The organism is Flavobacterium sp. 3HN19-14 (genome assembly GCF_051373205.1).
In the GTDB taxonomy this organism is placed as follows: Bacteria; Bacteroidota; Bacteroidia; order Flavobacteriales; family Flavobacteriaceae; genus Flavobacterium.
Map to the genome: position 1 here is coordinate 1,408,523 of NZ_JBPPZT010000001.1, position 18,127 is coordinate 1,426,649.

General features: G+C 40.5%; 12 protein-coding genes and 3 pseudogenes. 14 read left to right on the forward strand and 1 reads right to left on the reverse strand.

The window, feature by feature from the left end; translation table 11 throughout:
• The first annotated feature begins 1 nt into the window (after position 1).
• The 14 genes and pseudogenes from ACSLFW_RS07460 to ctlX all read left to right on the forward strand — a co-directional run bounded on the left by ACSLFW_RS07460 (position 2) and on the right by ctlX (position 16,955).
• Positions 2–994: a DNA-directed RNA polymerase subunit alpha gene (locus tag ACSLFW_RS07460; protein ID WP_436555248.1), complete on the forward strand. Its 993-nt coding sequence runs from the start codon at positions 2–4 to the stop codon at positions 992–994.
• 63 nt (positions 995–1,057) lie between these two features.
• A pseudogene (gene rplQ, locus ACSLFW_RS07465) lies at positions 1,058–1,515 on the forward strand (50S ribosomal protein L17); the annotation flags it as partial.
• A gap of 565 nt (positions 1,516–2,080) precedes the next feature.
• Positions 2,081–3,178, forward strand: a complete 1,098-nt coding sequence (gene carA / locus ACSLFW_RS07470) for a glutamine-hydrolyzing carbamoyl-phosphate synthase small subunit (protein ID WP_436555249.1) — start codon at positions 2,081–2,083, stop codon at positions 3,176–3,178.
• A 181-nt stretch (positions 3,179–3,359) separates the two neighbouring features.
• Positions 3,360–4,652: a phosphopyruvate hydratase gene (gene eno / locus ACSLFW_RS07475; RefSeq protein WP_436555250.1), complete on the forward strand. Its 1,293-nt coding sequence runs from the start codon at positions 3,360–3,362 to the stop codon at positions 4,650–4,652.
• A gap of 160 nt (positions 4,653–4,812) precedes the next feature.
• The gene (locus ACSLFW_RS07480; RefSeq protein ID WP_436555251.1) at positions 4,813–6,765 is read left to right on the forward strand and encodes a leucine-rich repeat domain-containing protein; all 1,953 of its coding nucleotides are present in this window, start codon (positions 4,813–4,815) and stop codon (positions 6,763–6,765) included.
• A 3-nt stretch (positions 6,766–6,768) separates the two neighbouring features.
• Positions 6,769–7,542 (forward strand): T9SS type A sorting domain-containing protein, encoded by a 774-nt coding sequence (locus ACSLFW_RS07485; protein WP_436555252.1) that lies wholly within the window; start codon positions 6,769–6,771, stop codon positions 7,540–7,542.
• Between the two features lie 150 nt (positions 7,543–7,692).
• The gene (locus ACSLFW_RS07490) at positions 7,693–9,666 is read left to right on the forward strand and encodes a tetratricopeptide repeat-containing sensor histidine kinase (RefSeq protein ID WP_436555253.1); all 1,974 of its coding nucleotides are present in this window, start codon (positions 7,693–7,695) and stop codon (positions 9,664–9,666) included.
• A complete protein-coding gene (locus ACSLFW_RS07495) occupies positions 9,663–10,424 on the forward strand; it encodes a LytR/AlgR family response regulator transcription factor (protein WP_436555254.1) in 762 nt (253 codons plus the stop codon). The genes ACSLFW_RS07490 and ACSLFW_RS07495 overlap by 4 nt, the downstream gene beginning before the upstream one ends.
• 88 nt (positions 10,425–10,512) lie before the next feature.
• On the forward strand, positions 10,513–11,736 hold the full coding sequence (locus ACSLFW_RS07500) for a hypothetical protein (RefSeq protein WP_436555255.1): 1,224 nt from the start codon (positions 10,513–10,515) through the stop codon (positions 11,734–11,736).
• A gap of 233 nt (positions 11,737–11,969) precedes the next feature.
• A complete protein-coding gene (locus ACSLFW_RS07505) occupies positions 11,970–12,521 on the forward strand; it encodes a hypothetical protein (RefSeq protein WP_436555256.1) in 552 nt (183 codons plus the stop codon).
• Entirely contained in the window at positions 12,518–13,285 is a 768-nt protein-coding gene (locus ACSLFW_RS07510) for a T9SS type A sorting domain-containing protein (protein ID WP_436555257.1), read from the forward strand. Before ACSLFW_RS07505 ends, ACSLFW_RS07510 begins: the two co-directional genes overlap by 4 nt.
• A 198-nt stretch (positions 13,286–13,483) precedes the next feature.
• Positions 13,484–14,764 (forward strand): annotated as a pseudogene (locus ACSLFW_RS07515) (citrate synthase).
• A 206-nt stretch (positions 14,765–14,970) separates the two neighbouring features.
• Positions 14,971–15,890: pseudogene (locus ACSLFW_RS07520) on the forward strand (dimethylarginine dimethylaminohydrolase family protein).
• Positions 15,891–16,019: 129 nt separating this feature from the next.
• On the forward strand, positions 16,020–16,955 hold the full coding sequence (gene ctlX, locus ACSLFW_RS07525) for a citrulline utilization hydrolase CtlX (RefSeq protein ID WP_436555258.1): 936 nt from the start codon (positions 16,020–16,022) through the stop codon (positions 16,953–16,955).
• Between the two features lie 173 nt (positions 16,956–17,128).
• On the opposite strand, the gene ACSLFW_RS07530 is transcribed toward ctlX, so the two are convergent.
• Positions 17,129–18,022: a DUF6607 family protein gene (locus tag ACSLFW_RS07530; RefSeq protein WP_436555259.1), complete on the reverse strand. Its 894-nt coding sequence runs from the start codon at positions 18,020–18,022 to the stop codon at positions 17,129–17,131.
• Positions 18,023–18,127 lie beyond the last annotated feature (105 nt).

Here is an 18,127-nt window from a genome sequence, read left to right on the forward strand (position 1 = left end):
TATGGCAATATTTAATTTTCAGAAGCCCGATAAAGTTATCATGATCGATTCAACCGATTTTGAAGGGAAATTCGAATTCCGCCCTTTAGAACCTGGTTACGGATTGACCGTCGGTAATGCACTTAGAAGAGTTTTGCTGTCCGCTCTTGAAGGATACGCAATAACATCTGTCAGAATTGAAGGTGTAGACCACGAATTTTCTACTATCTCAGGAGTTGTTGAAGACGTTACAGAAATTATCCTTAACCTGAAACAAGTACGTTTCAAGCGCCAGATCGAAGATGTGGATAACGAATCCGTTACCATTTCTGTTTCAGGAAAAGACCAGCTTACTGCCGGCGATTTCCAGAAATTCATCTCTGGTTTCCAGGTGTTGAACCCGGAATTGGTAATCTGTAACCTGGACAGTAAAGTCAACCTTAACTTCGAGCTTACTATCGAAAAAGGAAGAGGATACGTTCCGGCAGAAGAAAACAAAAAACAAAATGCAGCCATAGGAACCATCTTTACAGATTCTATCTTTACTCCGGTAAAGAACGTGAAATATGCTATCGAGAACTTCCGTGTTGAGCAAAAAACAGATTACGAGAAATTGGTTTTTGAAATCAAAACCGATGGTTCGATCAATCCGAAAGATGCTTTGACTGAAGCTGCAAAGGTACTAATCCACCACTTCATGTTGTTTTCTGACGAAAGAATCACTTTAGAGGCCGACGAAATTGCACAAACTGAATCATACGATGAGGAATCATTGCACATGAGACAATTGCTTAAAACCAAACTTGTCGACATGGATCTTTCAGTAAGAGCATTGAACTGCCTTAAAGCTGCTGAAGTTGAAACACTTGGTGATTTAGTATCATTCAACAAAAATGACCTAATGAAGTTCCGTAACTTCGGTAAAAAATCTTTAACAGAACTAGACGAACTCGTTGCTGTAAAGAACCTTACTTTCGGAATGGACTTAGCGAAATACAAATTAGATAAAGAATAAATTTGCTTCATATTTTGCTCTCCAGAGCGGATTGCAGCAAGATGAAGATTTAAAAAACACGTCATGAGACACGGAAAAAAGAATAACCACTTAAGCAGACAGACCGGACATAGAAAAGCTATGCTCGCGAATATGGCTTGTTCTCTAATCGAGCACAAACGTATCAATACTACTGTTGCTAAAGCTAAAGCGTTGAAACAATTCGTTGAGCCGCTTATCACAAAATCAAAAGAAGATACAACCCACAACCGTCGTATCGTTTTCGCTTACCTGCGTAGCAAATATGCCGTAACTGACCTGTTCAGAGACGTAGCTGCAAAAGTGGGTGACCGTCCGGGTGGTTACACACGTATCATCAAAGTTGGAAACCGTTTGGGAGATAACGCTGATATGGCGATGATTGAACTCGTAGATTTCAACGAACTTTACGACGGTGGTAAAAAGAGGAGAAAAAATCAAGAAGCCGTCGTGGTGGAAAAGCTAAAGCTACTGCTACAGCTGCTCCTGCCGCAAAAGCTGCACCCGTTGCCGCTCCTGAAGCTATCGTAGAAGAACCAACTGTCGAGGCTCCGGCTGCTGAAGTTGAAGAAACTCCGGTTGTTGAAGCACCACAAGTAGAAGAGACTCCGACTGCTGAAGTTGAAGCACCTGCCGCAGAAGAAGTAACCGAAACTCCGGTTGCAGAAGCTGAGCCAGAAACGCCTGCTGAAGACACCGAGAAAAAGGACGAAGAATAATGGTATTCCAATCCAAATAAAAATCAAGGATAAACTTTTATTAGTTTGTCCTTTTTTTTTGTTTTGAAGCGAATAACATCCGGAGCATAACAACTCATCCTCCGGCTTTCGGCTCAATCTTTTCACCGCTAAAGAAGCGGCAAAAAGGATACCGCCTCAATCCGGGCTATGAAGTAAGAATCGTTTCCAAAACAACCTTGGAAACTTCGCCTTCTCAAACAAAACTTTGCGAAACTTTGCGAAACCTTTGCGCTCTTTGCGGTAAAAACATAAATTTGCACAACTACTACAACATATGACACGAGCGAAGCGACTGCATGAGACCGAAATACAACAATAACTACGACGAATGAAATACACAACACGACAAAAAGCAATCTTACTCCTCTCCGACGGCACAATATTTCACGGAAAATCAATCGGCATAGAAGGCAAAACTTTCGGTGAACTCTGCTTCAACACCGGAATGACCGGCTACCAGGAAATCTTCACCGATCCGTCTTACTTCGGGCAAATCATGATTGCCACCAACGCGCACATCGGGAACTATGGCGTTAATGACAATGAAGTAGAATCCAATTCGGTTAAAATCGCCGGACTCGTCTGCAAGAATTTTAGTTTCAACTATTCAAGAGAAGACGCATCAGGAAGTTTAGAAGATTATTTCCAAAAGCAAAACCTGATTTGCATTTCAGATGTTGATACACGCGCGTTAACAGCATACGTCCGTGACAACGGCGCCAAAAACGCAGTAATCTGTACAGACGGAACTTCAATAGAAGAACTCAAAAAACTTTTAGAAAACGTTCCCGACATGAAAGGCCTTGAACTAGCTTCAAAAGTTTCCACAAAAGAGCCTTACTTCTACGGAAGTGCCAATGCAACCTATAAAATCTCTGCACTCGATTTAGGAATCAAAGAAAATATCTTGCGCAACCTCGCCAAAAGAGATTGCTACATCAAAGTATTTCCATACGATGCGACTTATAAAGATTTGGCTGAATTCAACCCTGACGGCTACTTTCTTTCCAATGGCCCTGGCAATCCGAAACCATTATCGGGCGCAATTCAGGTTGCAAAGGAAATCCTAGACAATAACAAACCATTATTCGGAATTTGTTTGGGTCACCAAATAATCGGACTAGCCAACGGAATTTCAACCTTCAAAATGTTCGGCGGGCATCGCGGTATCAACCATCCTGTAAAAAATCTGCTGACAGGAAAAGGTGAAATTACCTCTCAAAATCACGGTTTCGCAGTCAATAGGGAGGAAGTTGAAAAACATCCTGATTTCGAGATTACACACATCCACATCAACGACGGCACAGTCGCCGGAATGCGCATGAAATCGAAGAATTGCTTTTCGGTACAATATCATCCGGAAGCCAGTCCGGGCAGGCATGATTCAAGCTATCTTTTTGATGAATTTGTCGAAAGATTAAAATAATAAATGAAGCCTTGTTTGTAAAAATGAGGCTTTTTTATACAACAAAACGAGCGATTTAAAATTAATGGCAGCACTAAATCGTTTGCGTTTATAACTTTATAAAGTTCTGCTTTACAGATAGGATATTATTTCCTAATTTCGAAAAAACAACATATAAATAATAACAAATAAGCAAAAAACGATGAGTATCATTATCAAAATTCACGCAAGACAAATCCTGGATTCAAGAGGAAACCCAACTATTGAAGTGGATGTAGTTACCGAAAACGGTGTGCTCGGAAGAGCGGCAGTTCCGTCAGGAGCGTCAACAGGAGAACACGAAGCAGTTGAACTTCGCGACGGCGGAAAAGCATTCATGGGAAAAGGCGTTATGAAAGCGGTGCACAATGTAAATGTTACAATTGCTGAAGAATTGGTTGGTACTTCTGTTTTTGAGCAAAATAAAATCGACCAGACCATGATCGAGCTGGATGGTACGCACAACAAAGGCAACTTAAGGGCCAACGCTATTCTTGGCGTTTCGCTTGCGGTTGCGAAAGCGGCTGCAAATGAACTTGGATTGCCTTTATACCGCTACGTTGGCGGCGTTTCCGGTAATACTTTGCCGGTTCCGATGATGAATATCATTAACGGCGGTTCGCATTCTGATGCGCCAATTGCATTCCAGGAATTTATGGTAATGCCGGTAAAAGCAAAAACTTTCAGCCACGCGATGCAGATGGGAACAGAGATTTTCCACAACCTTAAAAAAGTATTACACGATCGCGGATTGTCAACAGCAGTAGGTGATGAAGGCGGATTTGCACCAAACCTAGCAGGTGGAACAGAAGATGCTTTAGATTCCATTAAAAAAGCGGTTGAAAATGCAGGTTATAAATTCGGTGAAGACGTAATGGTCGCACTTGACTGCGCTGCTTCAGAATTCTATGTAAACGGCAATTACGATTACAAAAAATTTGAAGGCGAAGGCGGAAAAATCAGAAGCTCTAAAGAACAAGCAGAATATCTGGCTGAATTAGCGGCTAAATATCCGATTATTTCAATCGAAGACGGAATGTACGAAGACGATTGGGACGGCTGGAAATACCTTACAGATCTGATTGGCGATAAAGTGCAATTGGTAGGAGACGATTTGTTCGTAACCAATGTTGAGCGTCTTTCAACCGGAATCGAGAAAGGGATCGCGAATTCCATTCTGGTAAAAGTAAACCAAATCGGGACTTTGACCGAAACCATTGCAGCGGTAAACATGGCGCACAATGCAGGGTATACTTCAGTTATGTCGCACCGTTCAGGCGAAACTGAAGACAATACTATCGCAGATTTAGCCGTAGCGCTGAATTGCGGACAGATTAAGACCGGTTCGGCATCGCGTTCAGACCGTATGGCAAAATACAATCAGTTGCTTCGTATTGAGGAGGAATTGGGCAGTACGGCTTATTTTCCGGGCATAAAAGCATTTAAGCAGAAATAAACTCAAATGAGCTATATATTACAAATCCGCAGCACACACTGCGGATTTTTTTATTGCAAATTCTCGCTCAAAACTGCAAAATTCTAATTAAGACCTTGTAAGATGCTTTAAAAGTTTATTTTTGTTTATATTTCAGAATTATCAATCAAACCTAAATGATATGAAAAAAATTACACTGTTATTATTATTCCTGACCGCTTTCGCACAAGCGCAGATTGTCAATATTCCGGATGCTGGTTTTAAGCAGGCATTGATAAGTGCTGGTGTTGATGCCAATAACGATGGTAATATTCAAAATTCGGAAGCTTTGGCAGTGACAAGCATTTCGATACCGGCTTACGAAATTTCCATTACAGATATGACCGGAATTGCTTCATTTCTGAACCTTAATACGCTGATTTGTTCCGGTAATAACATTACTTCTTTAGATGTTACTGCCTTAAGTAATCTGATTACGCTCAATTGTAGTGATAACTCTTCAATGAATACATTAAATGTGAACGGACTTGCTAATCTGCAATATTTAAACTGTTCCTACAATCATTTATCGGCATTAAACCTTTCAGGACTTAACAATCTGACCTATCTCAATACAAATCAAAATTTTGGGATATTGGAATTAAACGTAAGTGGATTGACACATCTCGAAACTTTAAATTGTGATGGTAATTATCTCTCAGCACTTGATGTAAGCACATTAACGAACCTTGAAAAACTCAGTTGTTATGGTAACCAGATTACTGTTTTAGATGTATCGGCGCTGACCAATTTAACAGAATTGAACTGCTCACAAAATCAAATCAGTGTGTTAAACGTTTCGGCTTTGACCAGTCTGACCAAACTTTTTTGTCCCTATAATACAATCGCCGTACTGGATGTTTCCAATCTGGTCAATCTGACAAGTTTGCAATGCCATCACAATCAGATAAGTGTTCTCGATGTTCCGGCATTGACAAACCTGATTGATCTTGACTGTGGCCCTAATATGATAAGCAATCTGGATGTAGCGCCCCTTATAAATCTTCAGTCACTAGGATGCAGTCAGAACAATCTTTCTACATTAAATGTTTCTCCATTGACAAATCTGACATCATTATATTGTACCGGCAACACATTTTCAAGCCTCGATGTAAGTACGCTGTCTCAACTTCAGACTCTGTATGTCGGCAACTCGCAACTAACGGCGTTAAATTTCGGGACAATTTCGAATATCCATTTTTTAAACCTTACTGACTACGCCGCAACTAGCATCGATTTAAGTCATTTCACAAATATGGATGCAATATCCTTGTCAAGCAATACGATTACCACTTTAGATCTTTCGGCATCTCCGCTCTTAGACCATATTTCTATTAATTCGCCGAGCCTGACCTACCTGAATATAAAAAACGGAGGAACTAACATTTCTTATTTTCATATAGATGGCCTTGCGCTGCAATATGTCTGTGCCAATGAGCAAAATATAGCTCTTGTAAAGCAAGGAATTAATGATTTTTATGAAGACCCGCCACCAGTAGAAGTCAATTCTTACTGCTCATTTACACCGGGAAATGTTTATAATACCATCAACGGAACGGTTCGTTTCGATGCTAACGCGAACGGCTGTGACAATGCTGACGGCACTTTCAGTAACATTCGCATTGGTATTAGCGACGGCGTGAATTCAGGGGCAACATATACCAATCTTTCCGGAAATTATTCGTTTCCGGTCGAGATGCCTAACATTACACTGACGCCATCAATTGAAAATCCATCTTATTTTAATTTTACGCCTGCAACGGCAACGGTAAATTTCCCCACAAATAACAATTCAACGCAAACGCGCAATTTTTGTATCACGGCCAATGGTATCCACAACGATATCGAGATTGTGATTGTCCCATACGGAAGCTGCATGCCGGGGTTCGATGCACATTATCATTTGATTTATAAGAACAAAGGAAATCAGGTTAGTGCAGGAACAGTTTCTTTTACATTTGACGATGCACGACTCGATTATGTTAGTGCCACACCGACGCAAGACGCCATAGCTACAGGTTTACTGCAGTGGAATTTTACAAACCTGCAGCCGTTTGAAACAAGGTTTATCGACATCGTACTAAACGTAAACTGACCAATGGAAACACCGGCAGTCAATATTGATGATATATTCAATTTTAATAGTACGATCAGTATCACTGGAACAGATGAAATGCCGTCAGATAATTCATTTGATTTGCTGCAAACCGTAACAGGCGCGTTCGATCCGAATGATAAAATATGCCTGAATGGCACTACAGTGGTGCCATCGCAAATTGGCAAATACCTTAATTATGTAATCAATTTTGAAAATACCGGAACTGCGGCCGCCGTAAACATTGTCGTTAAAGACGAAATCGATGGTGCTAAATTTGATGTGGCCTCGCTGCAGGTGTTAGAAAGTTCTCACGCTATGAATACAAAAGTTACCGGTAATAAAGTAGAGTTCATTTTTCCAAACATCAATCTTGCACCTGAAGCGCATGGCAGGGTTGTTTTTAAAATCAAGACCAAAAATACCCTGGTAACAGGAAATTCGGTTACCAACAAAGCCGATATTTATTTTGATTATAATTTTCCGGTGGCTACCAATAATGCAACTACAACTTTCCAAAACCTTGGAATTGGCGATGTTCAAATTGACAATTCGATTGCAATTTCCCCGAATCCGGTAAACGATGTATTAAACATAAAAGCAGCTGGAATAATAAAATCGGTAGAATTATACGATGTACAGGGAAGGATGTTAGTTGCGAAAATTGCCGACACCAATTATTCTGATTTTGATGTTTCAGCAATTTCAAGCGGTGTTTATTTCGTAAAGATCAAGACCAGCGAAGGCGTAAAAACAGAACGCATCCTCAAAAAATAAAACCAATAACAACAAAATGAAACCGCAGCCAACGTTGCGGTTTTTTTATGCTTCAAATTCTCATCCGAAACCGCCGAATTCTAATTAGATACTTTTTTACCTGAAAGGAAATCCTATTTTTGTTTAGCAATAACCCGGAATTGTTTTCCAATGAAAAAATTAATAATCAGTCTTTTTATTTTTTACGGATGCGCATCTTCGTGCTTTTCCCAAAACAAGACCGCAGACACCCTGGTTGTTGTTTTAAAAGCGGCAAAAAATGACATTGACAAAGCAAAAGCGCTCAACGATATTGCCAACTGCTACAAAACGTCTGATCCTGAATTGGTTTTGGAATACGGACAAAAAGCATTGCAATTGTCACAAAAGATTGGCTATAAACTTGCAGCAGGAAACGCATTCCTGAATCTCGGAAACGGTAACATCATTTTCGGGAATTATGCGGTTGCACTTCAGCATTTCTACAATGCGCAATTGATTTTCGAAAAATTATCCGGAAATACTTCGGCTGATACGGCTGAAATCCAAAACGGACTCGCCCGCGCTTACGGCAGCATTGGTATCGTATTTTCCGAGCAAAGCAATTACAGCAAAGCTTTACAATATGATTTGAAAGCCGTGAAAATTTATGAAGCAACCGGACAATTAGATAAATCTGCGCGGCTTTACAACAACATCGGCATCGTGTATAAATCGCTCGGACAGGATTTCAGGGCGCTTGAATATTTTGTAAAATGCCAGAAAATCCAGGAAAAAACCGGTGATGCAACGATTGGCGTGATTACAACGAACATCGGCAATATTTATCTCAATCAGAAAAACTATCCGAAAGCCTTTGAGAATTATTCGAAAGCACAAAAGTTGTTTGAAAAATATCCCGATGCAAGGGGAGAAGGCGAACTTTACAACAATTTCGGGCTTTACTACAAAAATACCGGAAAACTGAGTCAGGCATTGGAGCAATATTCAAAAGCTGTCGGTTCTTTTGCTTCGATTGATGATAAATTTGGCGTTGCCGACACTTATTATTTCATCGGCGAAATTTATCTGGAACAACGCAATTATGCCGCCGCACTCGACAATACCAATAAATCCCTGGCGCTGGCCAAAGCAATTGGCGTAATGGAACAAATCAGGAATGCCGAAAAGAACCTGAGCGTCATTTATGAAAAAATGAATAATCCGCAGTTGTCATTGCTGCATTATAAGTTGTATAACATTGCCAAAGACAGTATCAACAATAGTGAAAACATGCGCAATGGCATTCGTGCCGAAATGAATTTCGAGTTTGAAAAGAAAGAAGCGCTTCAAAAGAAAGAACAGGAAAAAAGGGAACTGATTTTTAACGAAGCTTCCAAAAGACACCAGCAGCAAATACTATTTATTGTTCTTTTCATATTGCTTATTTTCGGAATCGTCTTCCTGATCAGCAATCGCAGACAGCTTAAAAAAACGCTCACATTGCAGAAGGAACTGGCAGAATATGAGCAGAAAGCATTGCATTTGCAGATGAATCCGCATTTTGTGTTTAATTGCCTGGGTTCAATCTCGAGTTTTATTGTACAGAACAGTACGGATTCGGCCATCAAATACCTGTCGAAATTCTCAAAATTAATGCGGCTGACTTTGGAATATTCAAAAGAATCGCTGATCCCGATTGATAAGGAAATTGAAAGTTTGCAAAATTACCTCGAACTCGAACAACTGCGTTTCGACCAGAAATTCGATTTCAGTATTTGCAAAAGTGATGAAATTGAAGACGACATGGCGCTGCCGCCGCTTTTACTGCAGCCATTTGTAGAAAATGCCATCATCCACGGACTCATTCCGAAGACAGAAAAAGGAACGCTTAATATCGATTTTTCTGTGGCAGGCAATAGTCTTGTTTGCCAAATTACTGACAACGGAATCGGTTATATGGAATCGCAAAAACTTAAAGAAAACCTGGTATCGGTGCACAAATCGATGGCGCTCGATATTACCAAAAAACGCCTCGAAATGATGGAAGCCTATACCTCGAAAACGGCCAATGTAAGCATCGGAGAGATTGTTGCCGCTGATGCCGTTTCAGGAACACGCGTTGTTGTCAATTTACCCATCCAATACATTACAAAACAATCATGATCACAGCAATATTAATAGACGACGACGCGAATTTACGCACCGGAATGCGGTCTTTCCTCGACAGATACGCACCTGAAATCAGAATTATCGGTGAAGCCGACAGCGTCAGAACCGGTGTTGAAAAAATGCAAAACCTGCAACCGCAGGTAGTTTTTCTCGACATTCAGCTCGGCGACGGAACCGGTTTTGATATTCTCGAGCAAATGGCGGTGAAAAACGGGAAATCGTCTTCGCACATCGTCTTCATTACGGCACACGAACAATATGCCATCAAAGCTTTCAGGTTTAGTGCGCTCGATTTTTTACTGAAGCCTGTCGATCCTGAAGAATTGCAAAAAGTGATTGAGAAAATCAATGGCGTTTTGGCATCCACCCGTGATTATGCGCATATCGATTTATTGCTCGAAAATATCCGGAAGAAAGTCGATAATTTCAAGAGAATTGCACTTTCCACCGCCGAAGGCATCCATCTTTTTGAAATCAGCGACATCATCAGGTGCGAAAGCGAAGACAATTATACGAAGTTTTACATCAGGAACAACAAGCCCGTCCTGATTTCAAAAACGCTCAAGGAATATGAAGATTTACTGACCGAACATGGTTTTGAGCGCATCCATCAATCACATCTGATCAATCTTTCTTATCTGAAATCCTATATAAAGAAAGACGGCGGTTACGTGATTATGTCAGACAACAGTAACCTGCCTATTTCGCAACGAAAGAAAGAGCGTTTGCAGGAACTTTTGAAGACGTTGTAGCAAATTCTAATTAAAAACAGGCGAATGCTCATTGCGACGTAAAAAATAGGGAAACCGGTTTTACTTTTAATCAACCAAACCAGACAAGATGAAAAAAATATTACTTATAGTGCTAATGTTTACCGGGGTTTTACATGCACAGGTTGTGAATATTCCCGACGCGAATCTTAAAAGTAAACTCATCAGCCTCGGGCTTGATAGCAATGCAGACGGGCAGATTCAGCAGTCAGAGGCACAGGCTTTTTCAGGTGATCTTAATGTCGCAGGCAGCAATATCAGCGACATGACAGGAATCGAGGCTTTTGTAAACATCAGCAAATTGTATTGTGGGTCTAATACGTTTACAAACCTTACACTTTCGGGTTTTCCGAATCTCATTTTACTCAACTGTACCGGCAACCCTAACCTGGTTACGCTCACATTAAGTGATTTGCCGCTGATAAATTTGCTCGATTGTTCTTCTTGCGGACTTGCGGCTTTAGACCTGACCGGACTTCCATCGCTAAAAACGGCTTTTTGCAAATCAAATCACCTGGCAAACATCAATGTGAACGAAACCCTGCAACTTGAGGTATTGCAATGCGAGAGCAATAATCTTACTTCATTAGACATAAATGTGCTGCACCAGCTTCAATATTTGTATTGTTCTGGCAATACCCTTACGGCATTAACGATAAGCGGCCTGGCATTTTTAAAGTGGATTGATGCCAGTTTAAATCAGATAACTTTACTGAATTTAAACAATTTGCCAGTGCTTGAGCGGTTGCTCTTGAACGGGAATACAGTCAACACATTCGATGCAACTCCATTTACTACGCTGAAAGTACTGAATCTCAACGATAACGGGCTGAACAACCTAAATATAGAAGGGATGACTGACCTCGTTAATTTAGATTTAGATAATAACAACCTGCCATCACTGGATGTTAGTGGAATGGTGCATCTTGAAACGCTCAATTGTAAAAGTAATGCCATTACTGTTTTGAATGTAACAGGTTGCAATGCGCTTACCGATGTAAATTGTTCCGTAAACCCGATTACCGGTTTAGATTTCGAAAATTTATCCAATCTGAAATATTTATCAGTACAATTCTGTGCGCTCACTTCTTTAAACTTATCAGGCTGTACCAGTCTTGTTCGCGTGTTTTGCCAGAACAATCAGCTAACGGAAATTGATTTATCAACGTTGAGCAGTCTTCAGATATTTACATGTAAAAATAATCTGTTTACAACACTCGATTTTTCGCATTGCCCCCTTAGGTTATTTTACACTTTACTAACCAGGGTCTTGTTCTTTTTAATATCAATATAAGTCCGAACCCTAATTTAGAAATCATCAATTTTAAAAACGGCACTCGTTTTGGCTACAGTGCGCCCATTACATTCGTAAGTGCTGCCGATTTTGAAGGACTTACGGCGCTGAAATATGTTTGCGTTGATGAAAATGAACTTGCGCTACTAAAACCGTTATTTGCAGAAAATGTTTCAGTAAATACCTATTGCAGCTTTACTCCGGCAAATAATTATAACACCATAACCGGAACGATGCTTTACGATGCTGATAATAACGGCTGTGATGCAACAGATGCTAACCCGTATTTAAGAATTAACGTTAACGATGGCACGACACAGGGAGCTGCATTTACAGATTCGTCAGGGAATTATACTTTTTACACAGGCACCGGAAATTTCACGCTAACACCTGATTTTGAAAATGCCGAATTTTTTACCGTTAATCCAGCAAATGCCGTAGTAAATTTCCCTTTGGAAAATAGTTCGGTGGCAACACAAAATTTATGTATTACGGCCAATGGCGTACATCCTGATCTTGAAATCGTTGTTGCGCCAACGGTTCCCGCGCGTCCGGGTTTTGATGCAGTTTATAAAATCACATATAAGAATAAAGGAAATCAGGTGCTGTCACAGCCTTATGGTGTTTCATTGTTCACTGACCAGAACCTGATGACGTATGTGTCAGCTGATATAACGCCGGAAACAATCGGTTCGGGTCGCTTACGTGGAGTTATGAAAACCTGCTTCCGTTTGAATCCCGATGTATTTACGCTGCTTTTCACATCAACGCGCCAACAGATTTGAATCCGGTAAATATTGGCGACGTGCTTTTATTGACAGCCAATATTTCGTTAACCGGCACCGACGAGAGTCCGACAGACAATATTTTTCAATTTCATCAAACCGTAACAGGTTCATTCGACCCGAACGATATCACCTGTATCCAAGGCGAAACCGTATCCACGAGTGAAATAGGAAAATACCTGCATTACATCATCAATTTTGAAAATACGGGAACCGCTGCGGCGCAGCATATTGTAATCAGAAATGAAATTGATCCGGCGAAATTTAATATTTCATCCTTACAGTTATTAAGTGCTTCGCATGCAGTAGATGCAAGACTGACGGGGAATATCCTCGAACTCATCTTCCAGAATGTCAACCTCGACACGGGCGGTCATGGTAATGTTTTACTGAAAATTAAATCTGATGATACTTTGGTAAGCGGAAATTCGGTTGCTGCGAAAGGCGATATTTTCTTTGATTATAATCTTCCGGTTGCGACCAATATTGCCACAACTATTTTTCAGGATTTGGGAATTGGTGATAATCCGCTCGATGTTTCAATCGGCGTTTACCCGAACCCGGCTGTTGAAAAAATCAACGTCAAAGCCAATAATGCAATTCAATCGGCACAATTATTCGATGGCCGGGGAAGGTTATTGCAAACGCATCTTTCCCGCGAAAACGAAACGATAATGGATATTTCAAAACATTCAGGCGGTATTTATTTCTTGAAAATCATAACCGAAAAAGGAATCAAAATTGAGAAAATCGTCAAAAAATAAGATAGTTATTTTTAGTTGAAAAAAACCGCGAAATTACTTCGCGGTTTTTTTGTGTCTTGAAGAAAACGACAACCGCTGAAAATTTTGAAAGATTTATGCAATAATTAACCATTTCGTTGCAATATTCGTTTTTTAATTAAGGTGGAATTCCCTAAGTTTGTTAAATTATTATTTCAGCATTAATTACCCAGTTATATTATGTCAAAAACAGCAATACTTGAACTCGACGGCAAAAAGTATGAGTTCCCGGTAATCGTCGGAACCGAAAACGAAGTCGCCATCGATATCAACAAACTACGCGACCTTTCAGCGCCATTACTATGGATCCCGGCTATAAAAATTCGGGTTCCTGCAAAAGCGACATCACTTTCCTCGACGGTGAGGAAGGAATTTTGCGTTACCGCGGTTATGCCATCGAAGATTTGGCCGAAAAAGCCAATTTCCTTGAAGTTTCTTATCTCGTTATTTTTGGCGAATTGCCAACCAAAGCGCAGTTGGAGCAGTTTGAAAAGGATATCCGCAAATATTCTTTAGTCAACGAAGAGATGAAGAATATTATCGACGGCTTCCCCAAAACAGCACATCCGATGGGCGTTCTTTCTTCATTGACAAGTGCGCTTACCGCCTTCAACCCGAAAGTGGTGAATGTGGAGAACAAAGACGAAATGTATGAAGCGATTGTAAAAACCATGGGTAAATTCCTGGTTTTGGCCACCTGGACATTCCGCAAATCGTCAGGTTATCCATTAAATTATTATGACAACACAAAAGGTTACGTGGAGAATTTCATGAACCTGATGTTTGCTTTGCCAACCGGTCCTTACGAAATCAATCCGGTGATTGTAAAAGCTCTGGATAAATTGTTCATCCTTCATGCCGACCACGAACAAAACTGTTCGACTTCTACGGTGAGAATGGTAGGTTCGTCGCATGCGGGTTTGTTCGCTTCGATTTCTGCCGGCGTTTCTGCGCTTTGGCTCCGCTTCACGGTGGAGCCAATCAGGCGGTTTTGGAAATGCTCGAGGAAATCCAGAAAATGGCGGCGATGCCGATAAATATTTAGCGAAAGCAAAAGACAAAGACGATCCGTTCCGTTTGATGGGCTTTGGTCACCGTGTTTACAAAAACTTTGATCCGCGTGCAAAAATCATCAAGAAAGCAGCTGATGAGGTATTGAATACTTTAGGTGTAAACGACCCGGTTTTGCAAATCGCCAAGAAATTGGAAGAATCTGCTTTGGTTGACGATTATTTCGTATCGAGAAAATTATACCCGAACGTTGATTTCTATTCCGGAATTATTTACCGCGCATTAGGCATTCCAACGGATATGTTCACGGTTCTTTTCGCCATCGGAAGACTTCCGGGCTGGATCGCGCAATGGAAGGAAATGCGTGAGAACAAAGAACCAATCGGGCGTCCGAGACAGATTTATACCGGTCATCCTTTGCGTGATTTCACGCCGATGGATAAGCGATAATCAATATTCTTATTAAACGAAGCCTCACAATTTAGTGGGGCTTTTTTTGTGAATAATTATTTAATCCATAATTTAAGAAGTAATAATATAAGAATATTTCAAAATACAAGTCCGTTTTTCTATCTTTGCCCAAATGCATTCAGATAACAGATTGCAGCCTGCAGCCTGCAGTCTGTGACTGTTCCCTGAACACTGAACACTATTTTATGTTGTCATTGAATATTAAGAATGAAACTTCCAGATTGCGCGCGGTTGTGCTTGGTACAGCTGTAAATAACGGACCAACACCCGACGCAAAAATGCTTACGATCCAAAATCATTAGAACACATTCTTGCCGGAACGTATCCGCAGGAATGCGATATGTGCGAAGAAATGGAGGCTTTCAATAAAGTTTTTGAAAAATACGATGTGAAGGTTTTTCGTCCGCAGATTATTAATAACGAAAACCAGATTTTCACGCGCGATATTGCTTTCGTAATCGACGATATTTTTATCGAAGCAGGAATTTTACCCGAACGCGACAAGGAATTTCCCGCAATCAGCCACGTCGTTGAGCAGATTGATCCTAAGAAATTCGTCCGTATCGAAGACAAAGAAAACATCCATATTGAAGGCGGCGACGTGCTTTTATGGAATGATTATATTTTCATAGGAACCTACAAAGCGCCGGATTATCCACAAATTAAAACCGCAAGAACCAATCAGGCCGGAATTGATTTTGTCAAAAATTTATTCCCGCACAAAAAAGTGCTGACGTTTGATTTGGTGAAATCATGGGAAGATGCGCGCGACAATGCACTGCACCTTGATTGCTGTTTTCAACCGGTTGGAACTGACAAAGCGATTATTTACAAAGGCGGATTCCGCGATGAAAAGGAATACCAGCAATTGGTTGATTTATTCGGAATGGACAATTTATTCCATATTACAAGAGATGAAATGTACAATATGTTCTCAAATGTATTTTCGATTGCGCCTGATGTTGTCGTTTCAGAAAAACATTTCACGAGATTGAACAACTGGCTTCGTGACAACGGATTTACGGTGGAGGAAATTCCGTATGCCGAAATCGCGAAACAGGAAGGATTGTTGCGATGTTCCACTTTACCATTAATCAGAGACTAAATGCCGCGTTAGGGATTGAGGCGGTATCCTTTTTGTTTTTGCGAAAATTTGAATTGAAGCAGGAAAGTTCCAAACAAAAAGATTGAGCCGAAAGCCCGACCCGCAGGGAAACGCCCAAAATAAAAAACAATGAAACAGACTACGAATTCGATATTGATGATCCGTCCGGTTGCATTCCGGATGAACGAACAGACTGCCGTAAATAATTACTACCAAAAAGTGCTGGATGGTTTGCTGCCGGCGACTGTAAATGCGAAAGCGCAGCAGGAATTTGATGCGTTTGTGCAAAAATTACAGGCTGTTGGTGTGAATGTGATTGTTGTTGACGACACGCTAAATCCTGATACGCCCGACTCGATTTTTCCGAACAACTGGATTTCTTTTCATGAAAATGGCGATGTGGCTTTGTATCCGATGTTTGCTGAAAACAGGCGTTTGGAGCGTCGTGAGGAGATTCTCGATTTGCTTGAAGACAAAGGTTTCCGCATTGATAACATCGTTGATTATACTGAGGCTGAAACGGACAATTATTTCTTGGAAGGCACTGGAAGCATTATCCTAGACCGCGCCAATTCTAAGGCTTATTGTGCGCTTTCGCCGCGTGCCGACGAAGAATTGTTCATTGAATTCTGTGAAGATTTTGATTTGAATCCGATTATTTTTGAAGCATTCCAAACCGTTGAGGGCGACAGAAAACTCATTTACCACACCAACGTAATGATGTGCATAGGCGAGACTTTTGCCGTAATTTGTGCCGATTGCATCGATGATAAAAAGGAGCGCAAAATGGTACTTGACAGTTTGAAGCAGGATGGCAAGGAAATCATTCTGATTACAGAAGACCAGGTTAATAATTTCGCGGGGAATATGCTCGAAGTGCGCGGAACTGATGACAAAAGATATCTCGTGATGAGCGCTGTGGCGCATCAATCTTTAACCGAAAAACAAATCGCACAACTCGAAAAACATGCCGAAATTTTAAGTTCCAGCCTTGATACGATTGAAGCCTGCGGCGGTGGAAGTGCGCGTTGTATGATGGCGGAAATCTTTCTGCCGAAAGAATAAATTCCAATATTTTAAATTTCAAAAAACAAATAAATACCAAAATCCAAGCTTGGTGTCGATAAAAAAATCCCAAACTCTTCATGTGAGAATTTGGGATTTTTATTTATAATCCAAATTTTTGAGATTTGGATATTATTTGTTATTTATGATTTGATTTTTGGAATTTAAAAAAATCACTTTTTCACAAAACTATCAATAATTTTATCGCTTTCCGCTTTAGATGCAGTCGGTTTCAAATCGAATAAATGCTCGTACAATTGCTGTTTGTCAACTAAAGTTTCTAAGTTCAAATCTTTATCACGTGCGAAAACCGAAGCCCATTTCGTACGGACGTTTTTCCACAAAGGCGCATTTTCTGCCCAGAATTTCTGAGCTGATTTGCATTTTGAATCGGCTACTTTTTTATAAACATCGTAACCTTTTTCTTTAGCTAAAAGCACGTCTTTCCCTGCATCATCACGAATAAGTTTTTCGTTATCCTGATCGTGGATCCAGCCTTCTTTTGTGATTTCGTGGGTGTTGGTGCGTTTCAAAACGTTGTAATCATCGCGTGTCGTATATTCTCTTCTCGGAAGCGGTGCATCGGTGGTATTCGTCCAGTAATTGCGGCCGTCAACGTGAAGCCATGTCGCAGTGCCTTCGTAGCGCGGACTGTCATCCACCTGATAAACGCGCTGCGTCCATTGGCCTTTTACGGCGCTTTTTGGCAATGTTACGAATTTCCAGGTTTTGTCTTTGTAGAACTGGTAGAATTTGGTGTTCTCGAATTCCCAGTCCTGACGCCAGTGTTTGATAATCATCGAATCGCTTACGATGAGCAAGTGCTGCATTGCGATTTTATTCGGTGTGTCTTCAACCAATTCAACCCATTCCAGACCGTATTCGTATTTGGTTTTGGATGGTTTGTAGTTCGGATCTTTTGAATACTGAAAGGTCTCAGCGAAATTAAATTCGACTTCATAACAGCCGCACATTGATTTGATCGATTTAATGTCTTCGCTTTTCTTGTCCTGCGCGTTACTGCCGAATGCAACCAAAAGGAGCAGGCCTAAAATTCCGTTTTTCATGTTTGATGGTGTTTAATTGTGCTGCAAAAATAATAATATTTTTATTTAGAATAATTAAAAATAACAATTTATATTTGCTGAAAATTATTAAGAACAAATCTAAAT